The following is a 17,478-nucleotide window of genomic DNA, read 5'->3' on the forward strand; positions in this document are numbered from 1 at the left end:
CACTTAATTTGTATTTTCAAACTGCGTATGGAAACCAATCAAGCTGTTTGGGAAAAGAGAACTGCATGAGTAATGACATTGAATTCAAATTATTTGCGCCGCAGAATCAAAAAGCAGCGCTGCTAGGATCTTTTTCTGAGTGGCAAGAGATTCCCCTACAAAAAGATGAGCGAGGTTACTTTTATACATCGATAGAACTGAAGGAAGGAATTTATCAATATAAATTTCGGGTGCAGTCTAAAAGTTCCTCAAACAAGTCGAATGAGTGGGTAGAAATCAACGATCCCTACGTCACAGAGATTGACTATAAAACAGGCAATGGTTTGGTACGGATTAAAAATGGTAAAAAAATTGTTGATGAATATGTTTGGCAACATGATGCTAAACCACTACCTAGCAATGAGCAATTAGTGATATACGAGCTTCTAGTTTCAGATTTTTGTAGCGACACAGATGCTCCTGAAAAACAAGGTAAATACCAAAACGCTATTGAAAAATTAGATTATTTACACGAATTGGGAATTAACGCAATCGAGTTGATGCCTGTCAATGAAGCTCCTGGCGAATATAACTGGGGCTATACACCCAGCTACTTTTTTGCTCCCCAACCTAACTACGGGGCAACAGCAGATTTAAAGCGCTTTATTGATGAGTGCCATGCTAGAGGTATTCGCGTCATCTTAGATCAGGTGTATAATCACTCTTCAGAAGAACACCCGCTACTACACATTGACCGCGATTACTGGTACTACCGCGATCGCCACCATCCCAATGCTAATCCAAAAGATTACTGGGGGCCAGAGTTTAATTACGAGTATAAAGACGAAAATCTAGGCATTCGTCCTGCGTGGCAATTTATAGATGATGTAGTGCGCTTTTGGATACACGAATATCACATAGATGGTATTCGCTACGATGCCTTGAAACAACTTGATAACTACGACTTCCTGTATTGGATTACTCAGAAAGCCAAAGAATATGCAGGCTCTAAACCTTTTTATAATATAGGTGAAAATATTCCCGAAACTCCGAAACTTGTTACTCCTAATGGGCCTATGGATGGCTGTTGGCATGATAGTTTTTACCATTGCCTGCAAGCACATCTGTTGGGGGAGACGTTTGATTTGGAGCAACTCAAAGAAGTTTTAGATCCTACCCGCCAGAATTATCCTCAGGGTGTAACTAGTGTAGTCAATTATTTATGCAATCACGATCATGATCGCCTTTTCGCTGAGTTAGGCGATCGCGGTATTTTTGAGGCAGCTGCTTTTGAGCGGGTGAAATTAGGGGTGGCAATTTTGATGACAGCATCAGGAGTTCCCATGATTTGGATGGGAGAAGAGTTTGGTGAATACACCCACAAAACATCATCAACTCAGCAGTGTAGAGTGGAATGGCCTCTAGTAAAGAACGATTTGAATCACAACTTATTAGAGTATTACAAGGGATTAATTGCACTCCGCACACAAAATCCTGCTTTGCGAACAAGCAATATCGAGTTTTTCCACGAAAATCTAGAGAATCATGTATTTGGATATGTGCGTTGGAATGATGAAGGCTCACGAGTTGTAGTGATAGCAAATTTTTCTGATCGGTATCTGGGAAATTACTGCATTCCCAATTGCCCTGCTAATGGCAATTGGCATGAATGGACAAAAGACTACAATACTCAATCTGCGAATGGGCAGTTGAAAGTTGATTTAGGCGCATGGGAAGCACAAATTTTTATCTGGCACTAATTTACTGGTCTTATTTCATACTAATTATCTATGTACTAACCTGCCTCCGCAGGCTTAGTTTGTATAGCGGCACCCTTCCAGGGTATCGGAAAATTTTCCATTATTGAAGTATATTTCTTCCTTTTGGTAGATGCAATTTGCTATTTAATTCCATCATCCTACCAGGGAGTAATAAACTAATATATCTAAAATGCTAAAGTTCGATACTATTTAAGAATAAGCAAAAAATTTGCAAGCTGCTCATCTTAATCAAAGTTCTAAACTTACAGTTTTATTACCATATTGCTAATAAATAATCGAAAATAAATAAAATCAATTGAACTTTAAAAAGGATTAAATGTATGAATCTCCCAGAAGAAGAACATAATAATAATAATTTTACAGATTCCACCTCAGGGCTATCAGCCCAGGAGAGATATCCGGCAACATTTAGTAATAATAATTTTGGTGAAAGTACCAGTTTAGATAAAGTTAGGGCGATTCTTTTTGGTAACCAAATACGAGAATTTGAAAAAAGATTTACACGCTTAGAAGACAGACTTGTTAAAGAATGTGGTAACTTGCGGGATGAGACAAAAAAACGTTTAGATACCCTGGAAAACTATCTAAAAACAGAAATTGAAGCATTAGCAGAACAACTAAAAAACGAGCAAGCAAAACGCGATGAAGCAGTGAAAGCATTGAGTGAAGAACAAAAAAATCTCACCACTTCTGTAGACAAAAAACTAGCTCAATTTGAAGAACAAACTACCACAAAAGCACGGGAATTGCGTCAGCAAATTCTTAATCAATCTCAAACGCTACACGATGACATCCGGCAAAAATACGAAGAAATATTGGCCCTGCTACAGCGGGAAGCCCAAGAAATTCGTGCCGAAAAAACCGATCGCTCTGCCCTTGCAGCTATGTTTACAGAATTAGCAATGCGGCTAAACTCCAAATCATAGGTTCTGAAAAGTTATTGGAAAAAGGGGAGCTTCAGGAGCTTCAGGAGCAGAGGGGGATAGTGGAAGAATTATTCTCCATGTCTTTGCATCTCCCGATCCTCTATCCCCTATTCCCGATCTGGGAGATTCTTGGTAATGACTGACTATTCTAAAAAAGAATTCGCGCCAAAGCCTCCCGAAATCTCTAATGGCGGGAGTCGCGACAGAAACTTTGCAAATAACTATGATCTATCTAGTGATGAACTAAGGGAACTCCGCAGTTTACTTTTAGGTGTTGAGCCAACACAACTACAAAAATTATATGAGCGATTAAATAATCCACAAATTCAAGCAGAAGATATCAGCCGCTTGCTTCCGGAAGCTGTAATTTTACGAACAATACAAGATAAACTGCTAGCCGAAGCAATGGTGCCTGCAGTTGAGCAAGCTATTCAATCTTCTGTGAAAAAAGACTTAAATGTTCTTTCCGAGGCGTTTTTCCCCATTATAGGGCCAGCTACTCGTAAGGCGATCGCCACAGCTTTGGATGAGATGATTCAATCTTTGAATCAAACTCTAGAACATAGTTTGTCACCACAAAGTTTTAAATGGAGGTTAGAAGCACGACAGACAGGAAAATCATTTGCCGAAGTTGTACTGTTACGCACGCTGATTTATCGGGTGGAACAGGTATTTTTAATTCACAAAAAAACTGGATTGTTGCTGCAACACATCGTCGCACCTTTGGTAACTGCTCAAGATCCGGATTTAATTTCTGCAATGTTAACAGCGATCCAAGATTTTATTAAAGATTCTTTTAATATCAAAAAAGGTGAGACGCTGCAAAGTTTACAGTTTGGAGAACTGATTGTTTGGGTTGAAGAAGGGCCACAAGCTATACTAGCAGGAATTATTCGGGGAAACGCTCCTGAAGAATTAAGATTAGTTTTTCAAGAAGCACTAGAAAAAATACATTTCAGGTTAAACCAAGAACTTAATACTTTTGAAGGAGATATAGAACCATTTACAGCTAGCAAATCTTATCTGCAAGCCTGCCTGTCTGCTCGATATAAAACTCCAGTTAAAAAAAATTATGCCTATGCATGGAGTTTATTGGCTACGAGTGCGATCGCTTTAGGAATTTGGGGTTTTTTTGCCATCAGAGAACAGCTACGCTGGAATGCATATTTGGAAAAACTCAACTCTCAGCCAGGCATTGTCGTCATCAAAGCACAGAAGCGACATGGCAAATATTTTGTTACTGGAATGCGCGATCCGCTAGCAGCAGATCCCCAACTGCTGATGAAACAAGTAAAACTGAACCCGAAAAAAGCGATCGCTCAATGGGAGCCTTTCCTTTCTTTTGAAGCTCCATTTACCAAAAAAAGAGCGGAGGAATTGCTACAAGCACCAAAAACCGTATCATTGAACTTAGATGCAAATGGTAATCTTTACGCTACAGGAACTGCACCCCGTGAGTGGATTTTATCAGCAAGAAAATTATGGCGCTTTATTCCAGGTGTTACTCAATATATTGATGAAAATTTAGTTGAACTAGAAATAAGTGAACTGGAGTCATCTAAAAAGCAAATTGAACAAAAAATGCTCTTTTTTGTAGAAGGAGCTACAGAATTTATATCAGGTGAAAATAATAAACTTACAAATTTAGTGAGGGAAATACAAAAACTTTTAGATACTGCTAAATATTTGGGTAAGAGTGTGCGTATTCAAATTATCGGACACGCTAACACCACCGGAATAGAATCAAGAAATATCATACTTAGCCAAGAACGAGCTAATAAAATACGATTTTATCTAAATTCCCAAGGAGTAGACACAAGTAATTTTACTGCCGTGGGTGTGGGTTCTAGTCAGCCATTGAAACAAGGATTTACACAACAGGATAAACAAGTTCAACCCAGGGTATCATTTAAGATATTCTTGGCAGATACTCGTAAATGAAGGCTGATCCACATATGATCCAAAAAAAAATTTGCATGGTAGGTGCATTTGCCACAGGTAAAACTAGTTTAGTATCCAGGTTTGTTCATAGTATTTTTTCAGAAAAGTATCAAACTACTGTTGGTGTAAAAATTGATAAAAAAATCATAAATATTCAAGATAAACAGATAAACTTTATTTTATGGGATTTATATGGAGAAGATGAATTTCAGAAGATACAAATATCCTACTTAAGGGGTTCATCTGGATATTTATTAGTAGTAGATGGTACTAGGAAAAACACCTTAGAAAAAGCTTTCGATTTACAAAAAATAGTAGAGAATGCTATTGGAAAAGTACCTTTTATTCTTGTACTTAACAAATGGGATTTGACAAATGAATGGGAAATTACAGATACTGAACTTGCCACAATAACACAACAAGGTTGGAGCGCAATTAAAACTAGTGCAAAAACTGGCTTAGGTGTAGAAGAAGTTTTCCAAAATCTTGCTCAGAAAATATTGGAGGGATAAATGCAAGATGTCCCTGCTTCTGTTAGTGATTATATTATTAGTTTAATGATAGAGACACGTTCTCTGGCTTTTCTTTTAGTCAACAAAGATGGTTGTTTGTTCTCATGGGGTGGAAAGTTAGAAGTATACGGTATTTCTAATCTCAAAAAAGGTGAGAATGTCGGACAACAGATTTTTTTTCTAGAAGGACTTCTTCCACTTGATGATTTTCCTTTATTTTTACCGCGCATGAAAACTGAATATGGAATTTGTGCAGATGTGCATATTTTTCCTTCAGACGAAGGAGATTGGGTTTTACTGTTAGATGCAACTTTGGACGAAATGCAACTCTCGATAATTCAACAACAAGTACATGACTTAACTTTGAATCAAGAAAAAGTAACAAGAGTTTTAAATAAATAACTTTTAGTAAAGACTAAAGTATTACTGTGTCTAGAAAATATGAGTGACTTGATCGCATCAGAACTTTTTGCTACTTTGAATATTTTAGTATTAAAGCGAATGCATCTTGGGCGTTTTAAACTTACTGGAACTCCCCCAAATTGGTTGCAACAATTTTGTCGTCGCCCAGTTCAACCAGAAATGGAGGTACTAATACCCGAAGAAGATTTCCCTTTTTTAGAAAATTTTTTAATTGATGCTGAAGAGATATGGGCAAGAAATGATAATAAAAAATTAAAATCAGGTATATGGGATCAGCAAGATTTATTTAATCAAGAATATCATTTTGAAGCTACAGCAATTTCTGTTAATAACCAAAAAATACTTCTAATTGAGTTATTAGATGAAGAGTATGAAGAGAAACAAAATCTGATCCAAAAAGCTAGAGAGAACAAGTTAGATTATCAATATTTGTTAAAAGAAATTCAAAAAAAGGAAATTTTAATTCACTGTATTATACATGATATTGCTGGACATCTAAGTGCTATAAATTGTTGCCTAGCACTGCTAGATTTTGAAAATTTAACATCAAAAGGGAAAGAGCATTTAGAAATTGGTAGGATGCAAACTCTCAAACAAGAAATGCTGATTCGGGAAATATTAGATGCATTTTCTGCTGAGGTAAATTCACTAGAGTCTTTTACTGTTGATGCCAAGCAAGCACCAAATGTACTCACTTGTGCCCAAGAGGTAATTCAACTTTTAACCCCTACTTTTGCTCTGAATAAAATGCAGCTGCAACTTGCTTCTAATATTGATAGGACAGCAGACTGGAAAGTTGTTGGTGATAAATCGCGTCTAGATAGGGTGATTGCTAATTTGGTAGAAAATGCCTTTCGATACAGTCCACCAGAATCTGTAGTGACTGTTGATTTACAACAAGATGGTGACTATATTCTTGTTAGAGTAGATGATGAAGGTAGCGGTGTACCTCCAGAAATGGTAGAGACTTTATTTGAAAAGTTTTCCCAAGCTAAAAGTAAATCAGGTAGGATTGGTCTTGGACTTTATTTTTGCCGCATTACCTTAGAACGCTGGGGTGGTGAGATTCATTATTCACCTCGTTCACAAGGCGGTTCTTCATTTTGGTTTCGTCTACCAAAACCAAAAGCGACGATGCTTTAAACACTGCATCTCTACAGTAACAAGAGAATTAATAACCACTAAATTACGCCTGATATGAATTAAAAACTATGGGCAAAAATTAGATTTTGAAAATCGATCACAGATAAACCACGAGATGACACCGATGATTTATCTGTGTTTATCTGTGTCCATCTGTGTTCGCTTCCCTAAAAACAATTGGGCTAGTTTACAACCAGCTTTTTATGTTGAATTCACATTAAACGTAAATTATAAATTTACCCTTGACTCTCCAGTTAAGTGAAGATTTTATGATTAATTCAAGATTGAACGCAGCACACCCAAACTGCAATGATGGGAAGTACATTTTCTCATTTCAATCTGCAACAGATAACTCATTTCAGCTTATGACACTGCAACTAAAAGTTCCTAATATGGCTTGTTCCGCTTGTGCTGATACTATTACTAAAGCGGTTCAAACAATAGATGCTAGCGCTACTGTGCAAGCAGATACTAAAACCAAAATAGTGTTAGTAGAAACTAACGCACCAGAAACAGCAATCAAGAATGCGATCGCCAACGCTGGATATACGATTGCTTAATCTCAAAAAAATTACTCTACTAAAAGTGAGGAACAAGAAGTTTCTCGTTACCAGGTTTAACCTGGTAACGAGAGTTTCACTGTTACCACACGCGATCGCCTTGAAATTAAGAAATGAAGAGTTAGTATTTTGATCCCTAACTCCCCACTCCTCACTTCTTATTTAATTAATATCCAATCAAGTGCAATACGTCGCGCAAAACGCTGTAACCTGCTAAATCCCACAGCAAATAAGCTAGAAAGCCAATCATTGCTAAACGCCCATTCCATAACTCAGCTTGGGGATTAAAGCCAAAGATAAATGCATTACGATCAACGCCGTTGTAAGCTTGAGCAACTGGTGGTAGATCGGTAGAAGGACGAGTTTCTTTAGTTTCCATTGTTTTTCTCCTTCAAAATTAACTGTTTTGCATTTACTGAAGGTTAGTAACCAGCAAGATGTAATATGTCGCGCAAAACGCTATAACCTGCTAAATCCCAAAGCAAATAAGCCAAAAAGCCAATCATTGCCAAACGCCCGTTCCACAACTCGGCTTGGGGATTCCAACCAAACAGAAAAGCATTGCGATCAACACCGTTATAAGCTTGAGCAACTGGTGGTATATCGGTAGAAGGACGAGTTTCTTTAGTTTGCATTTTTTTGTCTCCAGAATCTAGTTCATGATGATCGATTAAGGCACAATTACTTGTGTCTATATATTGAGTTAGAAGTGCAATTTCCTAACCCCAAACCCAAAAAAGTTATTTAGTAACCAATTAGGTGCAAAACATCACGTAGGACGCTATAACCAGCCAAATCCCACAATAAATAAGCAAGGAAACCAATCATTGCTAAACGGCCATTCCACAATTCAGCTTGCGGATTCCAGCCAAACAGAAAAGCATTACGATCTTTGCCGTTATATTCTGTAGCAATTGGTGGCAAATTAGTAGAAGGACGAGATTCCATTTTTCCCCCAAAATTAATTTTGCTGACTATTTTTAGTCACTGTTAGTTATTAGTACTTTTTAGTGTGCTAATAACTAAACCTTATAATTTGGAACTGCTCTTTACATAACTTAAATTTAGCTACCCATAACTGTGTTGCCGTATTCCTATGGGTACAAAGTACAGGCACTTCTAATGGCCGATTCTTACAGCTTTTTTTGAATCAGATAATATACCTTAAGAGAGTGATAAAAAATAGAACTCTAAATAAATGTTAATTTTAACTTTCAACTAAGTATATTTACATAAAAGATACAGCAGATACAAAGCTAGTGCATTAGTGAGAAAAACTTATATCCAATGCCGGATGCAGGTATCAGACCTACGATGGATGCCGTAGGAGGCTAATTTCCACGATTCTGAGCTAAAGAGTTGGGTATGGCTACAGATAAAGAGGTAAAAGTTGATTGGCAAAGTTAGTATTTTTTTATACCTAGCATAAAGCTTAGAGGAAGGAAATAAAATGTTTCAGAGTACGGAAATCACGCTAGGACTTCATAAACCACTATTTTGGCTAGCACAAGTTATAGTAGACCCGCCAGCACCGGTATCGCCAGCACAAACATCTGTTCTGACTGCCGGGCCACGCTTTTTTACCGCTTTACTCTCTGGCGTGATCCTGGCTTTTGCAATCCAATTGGTATTAACTAATCTTTCCGTTGCTGCAGGTATTTCTTACTTGGGACGTCCATCCAGTTCGGACTCAGACCACGGAGAAGTTGGTAGTTTCGGTGGAACAATCCGCAAAATAGGTACTGCGGTGGGACTTTGGACATTAGTCACAGTGACTATTGCTTTAGCGATCGCTTGTTTTTTGGCGGTCAAGCTTAGTTTAGTGATTTTCAGTCCAGGGCTGGGAGCAATCCTGGGTTTGGTAATTTGGGGTGCCTACTTTTTGTTGCTAGTTTGGGTTAGTTCGACGACTGTAGGTTCTTTCGTTGGTAATATCATTAACACTGCAACTGCTGGCTTGCAGGCGATTATGGGCACAGCCACCGCTGCATTAGGTGCAAAAGCCGTGAACCAGCAAGTTGTGGCAACTGCTGAAGCTGCGGCTGCTGCGGTACGCCGAGAGCTAGGTAGTGCGATCGACCCTAGTAGCGTGCGCGACCAAATTGAAGACTATTTAGAAATGGTGCGCCCTCCAGAGCTAGATTTTTCACAAATTCGCAAGGATTTTGAAAATCTACTTAGCGATCCCCAAGTTAGGGAAATCGCTGCTAGCGGTGACCTTCGCAACATTGATCGCCAAACATTTGTCAACTTAGTTAGCAGCCGTACCGACCTTTCCAAGCGAGAAGTCAAGCGGATTGCTGATACCTTATATAGTGTTTGGCAGCAGACAGTAGGAGGGCAAGCTCGTCCCCAAGACAGGATGGGTGAATTGATTGACTATGTCAAGTCTCTTCAGCCAGGACAGACAAACACAGACGAACTCAACCGCAAGCTGGATGAGTTGATGTCAGAAATGCGTTCTGCGAAAGAAGCGGATCAAAAAGCAGCCCAAGAGACAACCCCAGGGCCGATCCAACGGACATTACAACAGGGGATCACAGCTTTAACTGGTATTGTTTTGGGACGTACTGATTTGTCGGATTTGGATGTGGAAAAAATCTTAGGTATTCTGACCACAGCTAAAGACAAAGCCACCGAACAAGCAGATAAGTTAGGATTGCCTACACCAAAGCAGCCTTACAGTCCTATCCGTACAGATGTAGAAAACTACTTGCTCAACACCTATGCTTGGCAGTTGAGCGGGGACAGAATTGCTCAAGAATTTCGCGATGTCATCTACGATCCTGCTGCCGATCCGGGAACAGTGCGGCGGGAGTTAGAGAGACTTTCCCGCAGCGATTTTGTTAATATTCTGCAACAACGCGGTCTTTTAACTCAAGCAGAAATCCAACGAATTGCTGATAATTTGGAAGCTGTTCGCCAATCGGTGTTAGTCACGGTTACCGCCGAGGAAGAAAGAGAGATAGCACAAGACTTGCAACGCCGCGTGGAGAGCTATTTACTCGTCACTCCGAAATCAGAATTAACTCCAGAAGGTATTTCGCAAGGTTTTAAACCTTTATTGGAAGATTCCGATGCAGATTATGAAACTATCTCTCGGCGCTTATCAGCATTTGATCGCCAATCAATGCGAGAGATACTGCTGTCACGCAATGATATTCAGCCCGAAGAAACAGACGCAATTCTAGACGAATTGGAAAGACAGCGCGATCGCGTTTTAGTAGAATCCAAAGGGCTGGCAGATCAAGCAAAATATCAAGCAGAATCGCTGTGGTTAAATCTAGAGTCATATCTGCGCAATACTGGCAAAGATGAGCTAAATCCCAACGCCATTAGAGCCGAATTAAAGAGACTTCTGGAAGATCCGCAAGCTGGGATGGCGGCGATTCGGGCGCGTTTATCTCGATTTGATCGCGATACTTTAGTGACATTGCTCAGTCAGCGGCAAGATTTGAGCGAAGATCAAGTAAATCAAATTATTAATTCGGTTGAAGAATCGTGGCAGAGTGTTCGCCACGCGCCGCAAGTAGCATTAGATAAAGCCAAGGAACAGTACGATTCTGTCACGACCATAATTGCAGATTATCTGCGCAATACTGGGAAAGATGAACTCAATCCAGAAGGTATTCAGCGGGATTTGAATCGATTGTTTGAAAATCCCAAAGAAGGAGCGATCGCTCTACGGCGACGCTTATCGCAAGTGGATCGAGATACCTTAGTAAAATTGCTCAGTCAACGTAAAGATTTGAGCGAAGAGCAAGTTAATCAAGTCATCGATTCCGTACAAAACTCAATCCGCAACATTGTACGTGCTCCGCGTCGTTTAGCCACTCGGACACAGCAAAGAGTGCAAAATTTCCGGGATTATCTGGAAGAATATCTCCGGCGTACTGGCAAGGATGAACTTAATCCAGAAGGCATCAAACGCGATTTGTCTTTGTTGTTACACGATCCGCGTGTGGGTATGGAAAGTTTAGGCGATCGCCTTTCCCACTTTGATCGCGACACGATTATTGCCCTGTTAAAACTGCGGGAAGACCTCAGCGATGAAGAAGCGGCACGAATTGCAGATACAATAGTATCAGTACGTGATAACTTTGTCGAACAAGTGCGGGGTATTCAGCGACGTATTCAAGACACGATTGAGGGAATTTTTGCCCGTATCCGCAACTACCTCAACTCCTTAGAGCGTCCGGAACTCAACTACGACGGGATCAAGCGAGATGTGCGCAAGTTGTTTGAAGATCCACAAGCAGGATTTGAAGCATTACGCGATCGCTTGTCTGCTTTTAATCGCGAGACATATGTTGCAATCTTGAGTTCCCGCGATGACATTTCTGAGGAAGATGCTAACCGCATTGTCGATCAAATTGAACGGGCACGTAATAGCGTCTTACAACGAGCAGAACGCATCCAACAAGAAGCCCAGCGGCGCTTAGAAGAAGTCAAGCATCAAGCACAGCGCCAAGCCGAAGAAACCCGCAAAGCCGCAGCATCGGCAGCTTGGTGGTTATTTGCTACAGCGATCGTCTCTGGCGTATTCTCTGCACTGGCAGGGGCACTTGCAGTAGCTTTTGTGCTGTAAATAAATTTAAGTTGTCTCCGCTGAATCTAGTTCTAGCCTCTCGTTCTGAGAGGCTTTTTTTATCTGTTCCCCGTTCCCCTTTATTTCCGTTCCGCGTGTACGTAATCAACAAAATAAAACTTAGGCATCAGCCATAACTTTAGCCAACTATAAGCTGCCAAACCCAGTAGTGCGATCGCAACAAGAGGTAAACCAAACTTCAATCGCAGAGCATCGGGAAGTATAGCAACTCCAGAAACAGTAATCACAAAGTATGCCAAAAGAAAAGCTTGCAAGCGCTGTATGACTTTCAGTGTCCCTCGACAGCTACTGCAATGCTGGGTGTGTTGTCTGTAGCGATCCAAGACTACTTCGCGGCTTTCATTGATATTCGAGCTTTCTGGAACACTGATTCCAACTTCGCTCCACGGTAAACTACCATGACAATATTTATCAAACCAATTCCTAAACTCAATTACCAAGCGATCTGCACTTGTAGGCATCTTGTAAGCAGTTTTCCAGCTGGCAACTGATTGTTGTTGTTGGAGCAAATACTCTTGTTGACGTAGAAGAATCATATCTCCGTCAATAACCATGTTGCGGTTATGAATGTGATCCCACCAACGTGGAGTGAGATGATGGAGTGTTTTGGCAAAGTTACGGGAGAACTGAGCGATAATTCTAGACTTACCCGGAGATACCGGAATGCAGTAGGTAATTAGTCCGATCTGCTTTCCTCCATTGCCAAAACCAATAGCATATTCCAAACGGCAAGGCGGCTCAAACGTAATTGTGGTTTGAAAGCGCCCAGAGGTAGCCCCCACAATCAAATTTGCTGTTGATTCCTCAATTTCAATTGGAATTGGTTTTGCTTTGTTGCGATCGCCCTGCACACCATGATGAGCAAAAGGAACATGACTCGGATCTGCTACATTCTCAACTAGTGTTTGCCAGTCATATTCCAGATCGCGTACAAAAGAAGACCAAACAAAACCTTTGCTTGCATCTATTTGGGGTGACAGAGGTAATGGTGTAGTTTCTGCCTGTTCTGCAGATTGAGGATCGAGCCAAACCCACAGCAAATCATTTTGTTGGCGACAAGGTAACGCCACCGCGCACAAATTTTTTTGATTTTTAGTCACCAATTCGGGATTTTCTGCTTGGGGAATGTGGGTGCATATTCCTTGAACATCAAATTGCCACCCATGATAGCTACACATTAGATTACCCGTCTTTTCATCAACACGCCCTTCACTTAAAGGAGCCAGACGGTGAGGACATTGATCTAAAAAAACTCGATAAGTCTCAGATGATTTGGGTTTCCAGATTGCGAGGTTAATTCCCAAAATAGTTGCAGCAGTTGGCAGATGGGGATCGATATCTTCAATAGGTAAGATAGGATACCAGTTTTGAAAAAAGTTGAATTCAGATTGCATTTTTTCTATGTTCTCAAAAATTGATTAAATAAAATTCATTCCTTCTGCCTACTGCCCCACCGAACTTCAGAGCCTCCTTGTGGAGGAGCTAAGTCGCAAAGCGACACGCTGCGCTTACCGCGCAGCCATGCCCGCAGGGCTTTACGCTAACGCCGTGCGGTGAATCAGTCCTGAAGGCGGGTTTCCCACGCCCAGGGAACTGTGAACCCGGAGGGCGCTCTGAGTTCTCTCTGCCTTCGACAAAGTCCATCCCAAACTTGTTGGCTGTTCATACACCCGCTTCAGCGTATTTACATCTCTAGGAGAAATTGGCGGTGGATTGCGAACTTGGGAAAAATATAAAGCATCACTTTCTATTTGACTGTGTCCCCATATCCCCAGTGCGTGTCCTAATTCGTGGCGTACTGCTGCCAAAAGATATTTACCTGTTTGACTGGGATGCAACAAGATGTTAAAGCGATGGTATAAAAAATTTTCTTTTGTATATAAAACGTAAGTAGTTAGCGCAGAACGGGCACGAGGAAATTTATTGCCTGGGGAAAACTGAAGTGGTGGAGCTTTCCGCAAAATTGTAATATCAGCCACTTCAGGTGTTTCTACTACTTTTAGAGGTAAATAAGGATTCCACTCTTGCACAGCTTGTAAAACTTCATTTACCCAAGTTTCAGCCTGCCGGGTGCTGATAGCTTTTGGGGTTTCTATGTAAACCGTAACAGGAAATTGCGACCAGACTAAATAGCCTACTTGCGTAGGTGCTACTTGGGAAAAATAATCTCCGCTGTTAGTGGGATCTTGCCACTGAGCTAACGTGGGTGGTAGGGAATGGGGTTTTGGGGAAGGAATTTTAGTAACTTTTGGATATTGTGGTGTTTTGGTTAAAAAATCGCGCGCCTGTGGAAACATAGCAAAAGACTGCACGTTAATTAAGATAACGAGCAGTCCAGCGATCGCAGCTAATCCTAAAAATGCCAGTAAACGCCGCCAAATAAAACTTTTTTGAGTGTTGGATATGGGGTGTTGGGTTTTTCCTCCCATCTCCCTATCCCCCTACCCTTATTTAGGGAGCCAACCGGCACTTAAAACCACAGTTAAACCGAGAAAAATAACTGTCAGTGCCCAAGTAACTCGGTTTAAAGTATTTTCTGCACTCTTAGTGCTGCTAAATAACTGGGCTTGTCCGCCGATGGCTCCAATGCCATCACCTTTGGGGCTATGTAGTAAGACCAGAACAACCAAAGCTATAGCAGAAAAAACCCAAATGCCTTGTACGACGTTACTAACGGTCATGGTAGCAATGTAAATGTAATGGATAATTATGAATTATAAATTATGAATTTTACTGAATTTTCATTCATAATTCATAACTCATTATTCTTCTACAGCCCAACCTGCGCGGGAGTGCGAGGCAATTGCACATCATACTCGGCAGAATTTACCAGCGATCGCCCGGTCATTTCTGGCGGTTGAGGAATCTGTAAAATCTCCAGAATTGTGGGGGCGATGTCGGCTAACTTACCATCGTTTCGCAAGGCAACATTTGCGCCATGTCCGGGGATTTTTGCTTTCTCTCCTTCCACCACAATTAAGGGAACTGGGTTGGTAGTGTGAGCTGTCCAGGGATTACCCCCCTCATCTATCATATATTCTGCGTTACCGTGGTCGGCAGTGATAATTGCTGTACCTCCAACTTTGCTCACGCTTGCCAGCAATCGACCCAAACAGCTATCCACAGTTTCAATGGCTTTAACTGTGGCCTCAATTTGCCCTGTGTGTCCCACCATGTCTGGATTAGCGTAGTTAATCACAACAAGAGAGTAAATTTCCTTTTCAATTGCTGCTACTGCTACATTTGTGACTGCTTCGGCTGACATTGTCGGTGCTTTGTCATAGGTAGCAACCATTGGACTGTTAACTAGTTCCCTGTCTTCTCCTGGAAAAGGTTCTTCTAGTCCGCCGTTGAAGAAGTAGGTGACATGGGCGTATTTTTCGGTCTCTGCGGTGCGAAACTGCTTTAAATCATGTTGAGAAATAACTTCGCCCAAAATATTGCTAAGGTTTTGCGGTTCAAAAGCGACTGCAACTTTTAAGTCTGGATCGTACTGAGTGAAAGTGGCAAATTCCAATGGGGTAATTTGCTGTCTTTCAAAACCGTTAAATTCCGGACTAACAAACGCTTGAGTTAGTTGTCTGGCGCGATCGGGACGGAAATTGAAAAATATTACCCCATCTCCTGCTTCTACGGCTCCAGGTGCAATTCTGACTGGAGCGACAAATTCATCTGTGACACCTTCTGCATATGATGCTTGCAGAATTTCTAAAGCAGAACAACCACTGCCGGGACTATCTTGTGTCATCACGTCATAGGCGCGTTTAACGCGATCCCAACGGCGATCGCGATCCATCGCGTAGTACCGCCCGCTGAGGGTAACTATGCGTCCTACCCCAATGCGCTCGATGTAATTTTGGAGCAGCGCAATTGCATTGACACCCTCTGTGGGAGCGGTATCACGACCATCAGTGATGGCATGTATGCAAATTTCTGATATTCCTTGAGCTTTAGCTAGATCAAGTAGTCCGAATAGATGGCTGACGTGCGAATGTACCCCACCCTCAGAACAAAGCCCGACTATGTGCAACTTGCCATTGCGACTTTTGACTTGTTGGCAAATGTTGACAAGTGCTGGATTTTGCAGGATGGAACCATCTTCGACGGCATCAGAAATGCGTACCAACTCTTGGGGTACAACCCTCCCAGCACCAATGTTCAAATGACCAACTTCAGAGTTGCCCATTTGACCTTCTGGCAACCCCACGGCTTTTCCTGATGTGCGGATAAGGGTGTGCGGATATGCTGCCCATAAGCTATCCATTACCGGAGTATTAGCAGCGGCAATAGCATTTCCTTGTATCTCCTCGCAGTAGCCCCATCCGTCTAAAATGACTAGCACCACGGGAGCAACAGGTGCTTTGGTCATAATAAAATCGCCCTTTACTTTTTGTAATACCCGAATGATACCACTGCTAACCCCAGCCGCAAGTGAATTTCTGCTTACCAACTTCTTTTATGGCATAAATCCATCTTTTTTAGATTTTCTTCGACTAGAAGTAAAGTGCATTTGTACCAAAAAGCGTATAAAGCTTGCTGTGCAGTCTATATAGACTTGTATATCTGCTGAACTAGCTTGAACACTCAAGTATTTTAACTAAATTTTATTGTATTTTTGCGGAACAAGTATCTTCAGAGGTGATTTCAGTATTTGTAATGAATGACATAGAAAAAGTTTGTGCCAAAAAGCTAGGGTTTTTGCCCTCTAAGGAGAACCAACTTCAAGTTCTTAATTTTGGATCAAGTCGAGCAGAGAAGATGCAAAGAAGATGTTTTAAAAGTTCTTAAAGATGTGCCAAATACTTTTAGATCCCTTTAAATTTTAGGCAATTATGAAGTTTTATTACAGTTTAGAAGTACAAACCTCACAAGAAAACGGGTAGTTTTTCTCCCCTACTCTCCTAATTTTTTATGTTTTCATTCTTCCAGTGCAACCAGTTTCACTTACATTACATATCACTCATATTTAATGATTTTTGAAGGTATTGCCTAAAATATATGAGTAATTTTAAGAAGCAATCAAAACCACGAAAACCAAGAGAAACTGAAATGCATCAAGCAAATTTTAGATTAAAGGATAGGGTTGAATCACTTGATGTTTTAGAAGAAATGGTAGAAATATTAGATGATGGAATTTTAATTATTGGTGTCAATGGTGATCTAGTTTATGCAAACGCTTCTGCTAATACTTTCTGTTACCAAATAAATCCAGAATATTTTGAATATAACTTTGTACCACCTACAATCTGGAAGATTTGTCAAAAATTAATAAATAATCAAAGTATCCACATTGACAATTTTATAATATTTGATGAAATTTTACTAGATAATTTTAAAGCATTTAGAGTTTGTATAAGACTATTAAAATTAGAAAGGTTGGCGAAAAAATATTTTTTGGTAATAATTGAAAATCAATATAAGTGCTTAGAAAATCAAATTTGCATGGAAATAGAGCAATATAATTTCACTCCCAGAGAAACTGAAATTTGGCAACTATATCGAGCTAAATATACATATAAAGAAATTGCTTCTCAACTTCACATAACAATAAATACTGTCAAGAAGCATATGAAAAATATTCATGCGAAGCGCCGACAATAATCA

General features: G+C 40.4%; 16 protein-coding genes. 9 read left to right on the forward strand and 7 right to left on the reverse strand.

Annotated elements, in window-relative coordinates:
* The first annotated feature begins 65 nt into the window (after positions 1-65).
* The 7 genes from UYC_RS0122260 (at position 66) to UYC_RS0122290 (ending at position 7,265) form a co-directional block, all read left to right on the forward strand.
* Entirely contained in the window at positions 66-1,739 is a 1,674-nt protein-coding gene (locus UYC_RS0122260; protein ID WP_016875092.1) for an alpha-amylase family glycosyl hydrolase, read from the forward strand.
* Between the two features lie 341 nt (positions 1,740-2,080).
* A complete protein-coding gene (locus UYC_RS0122265; protein ID WP_016875091.1) occupies positions 2,081-2,686 on the forward strand; it encodes a hypothetical protein in 606 nt (201 codons plus the stop codon).
* A gap of 135 nt (positions 2,687-2,821) precedes the next feature.
* Complete coding sequence (locus UYC_RS0122270) at positions 2,822-4,627, forward strand: OmpA family protein (RefSeq protein ID WP_016875090.1); 1,806 nt, start codon at positions 2,822-2,824, stop codon at positions 4,625-4,627.
* Positions 4,628-4,641: 14 nt separating this feature from the next.
* Entirely contained in the window at positions 4,642-5,139 is a 498-nt protein-coding gene (locus UYC_RS0122275; protein WP_026087483.1) for a Rab family GTPase, read from the forward strand.
* Positions 5,140-5,541, forward strand: coding sequence for a hypothetical protein (locus UYC_RS0122280; RefSeq protein WP_016875088.1), 402 nt, complete (start codon positions 5,140-5,142; stop codon positions 5,539-5,541).
* A gap of 39 nt (positions 5,542-5,580) precedes the next feature.
* Positions 5,581-6,705, forward strand: a complete 1,125-nt coding sequence (locus UYC_RS0122285; RefSeq protein ID WP_016875087.1) for a sensor histidine kinase — start codon at positions 5,581-5,583, stop codon at positions 6,703-6,705.
* 365 nt (positions 6,706-7,070) lie between these two features.
* On the forward strand, positions 7,071-7,265 hold the full coding sequence (locus UYC_RS0122290; protein ID WP_026087482.1) for a heavy-metal-associated domain-containing protein: 195 nt from the start codon (positions 7,071-7,073) through the stop codon (positions 7,263-7,265).
* Between the two features lie 166 nt (positions 7,266-7,431).
* Here the strand turns inward: UYC_RS0122290 and UYC_RS0122295 are convergent, their stop codons facing one another.
* From UYC_RS0122295 to UYC_RS0122305, 3 genes are all read right to left on the reverse strand, one after another.
* The gene (locus UYC_RS0122295; protein ID WP_016875085.1) at positions 7,432-7,644 is read right to left on the reverse strand and encodes a chlorophyll a/b-binding protein; all 213 of its coding nucleotides are present in this window, start codon (positions 7,642-7,644) and stop codon (positions 7,432-7,434) included.
* A gap of 43 nt (positions 7,645-7,687) precedes the next feature.
* Positions 7,688-7,900, reverse strand: coding sequence for a chlorophyll a/b-binding protein (locus UYC_RS0122300; protein ID WP_016875084.1), 213 nt, complete (start codon positions 7,898-7,900; stop codon positions 7,688-7,690).
* Between the two features lie 109 nt (positions 7,901-8,009).
* Positions 8,010-8,213, reverse strand: a complete 204-nt coding sequence (locus UYC_RS0122305; protein WP_016875083.1) for a chlorophyll a/b-binding protein — start codon at positions 8,211-8,213, stop codon at positions 8,010-8,012.
* A 502-nt stretch (positions 8,214-8,715) separates the two neighbouring features.
* Between UYC_RS0122305 and UYC_RS0122310 the strand changes: the two genes are divergently transcribed.
* A complete protein-coding gene (locus UYC_RS0122310) occupies positions 8,716-11,853 on the forward strand; it encodes a hypothetical protein (RefSeq protein ID WP_016875082.1) in 3,138 nt (1,045 codons plus the stop codon).
* A gap of 80 nt (positions 11,854-11,933) precedes the next feature.
* On the opposite strand, the gene UYC_RS0122315 is transcribed toward UYC_RS0122310, so the two are convergent.
* The 4 genes from UYC_RS0122315 to gpmI form a co-directional block, all read right to left on the reverse strand.
* Complete coding sequence (locus tag UYC_RS0122315) at positions 11,934-13,268, reverse strand: aromatic ring-hydroxylating dioxygenase subunit alpha (RefSeq protein ID WP_016875081.1); 1,335 nt, start codon at positions 13,266-13,268, stop codon at positions 11,934-11,936.
* Positions 13,269-13,409: 141 nt separating this feature from the next.
* On the reverse strand, positions 13,410-14,303 hold the full coding sequence (locus UYC_RS0122320; protein ID WP_016875080.1) for a hypothetical protein: 894 nt from the start codon (positions 14,301-14,303) through the stop codon (positions 13,410-13,412).
* Positions 14,304-14,321: 18 nt separating this feature from the next.
* Positions 14,322-14,555, reverse strand: coding sequence for a preprotein translocase subunit SecG (gene secG, locus UYC_RS0122325; protein ID WP_016875079.1), 234 nt, complete (start codon positions 14,553-14,555; stop codon positions 14,322-14,324).
* A gap of 89 nt (positions 14,556-14,644) precedes the next feature.
* Entirely contained in the window at positions 14,645-16,243 is a 1,599-nt protein-coding gene (gene gpmI, locus UYC_RS0122330) for a 2,3-bisphosphoglycerate-independent phosphoglycerate mutase (protein WP_016875078.1), read from the reverse strand.
* A 680-nt stretch (positions 16,244-16,923) separates the two neighbouring features.
* Between gpmI and UYC_RS0122335 the strand changes: the two genes are divergently transcribed.
* Entirely contained in the window at positions 16,924-17,475 is a 552-nt protein-coding gene (locus UYC_RS0122335; RefSeq protein WP_235181629.1) for a helix-turn-helix transcriptional regulator, read from the forward strand.
* Positions 17,476-17,478 lie beyond the last annotated feature (3 nt).

The sequence above is a fragment of the Chlorogloeopsis fritschii PCC 6912 genome (assembly GCF_000317285.1).
GTDB lineage: Bacteria > Cyanobacteriota > Cyanobacteriia > Cyanobacteriales > Nostocaceae > Chlorogloeopsis > Chlorogloeopsis fritschii.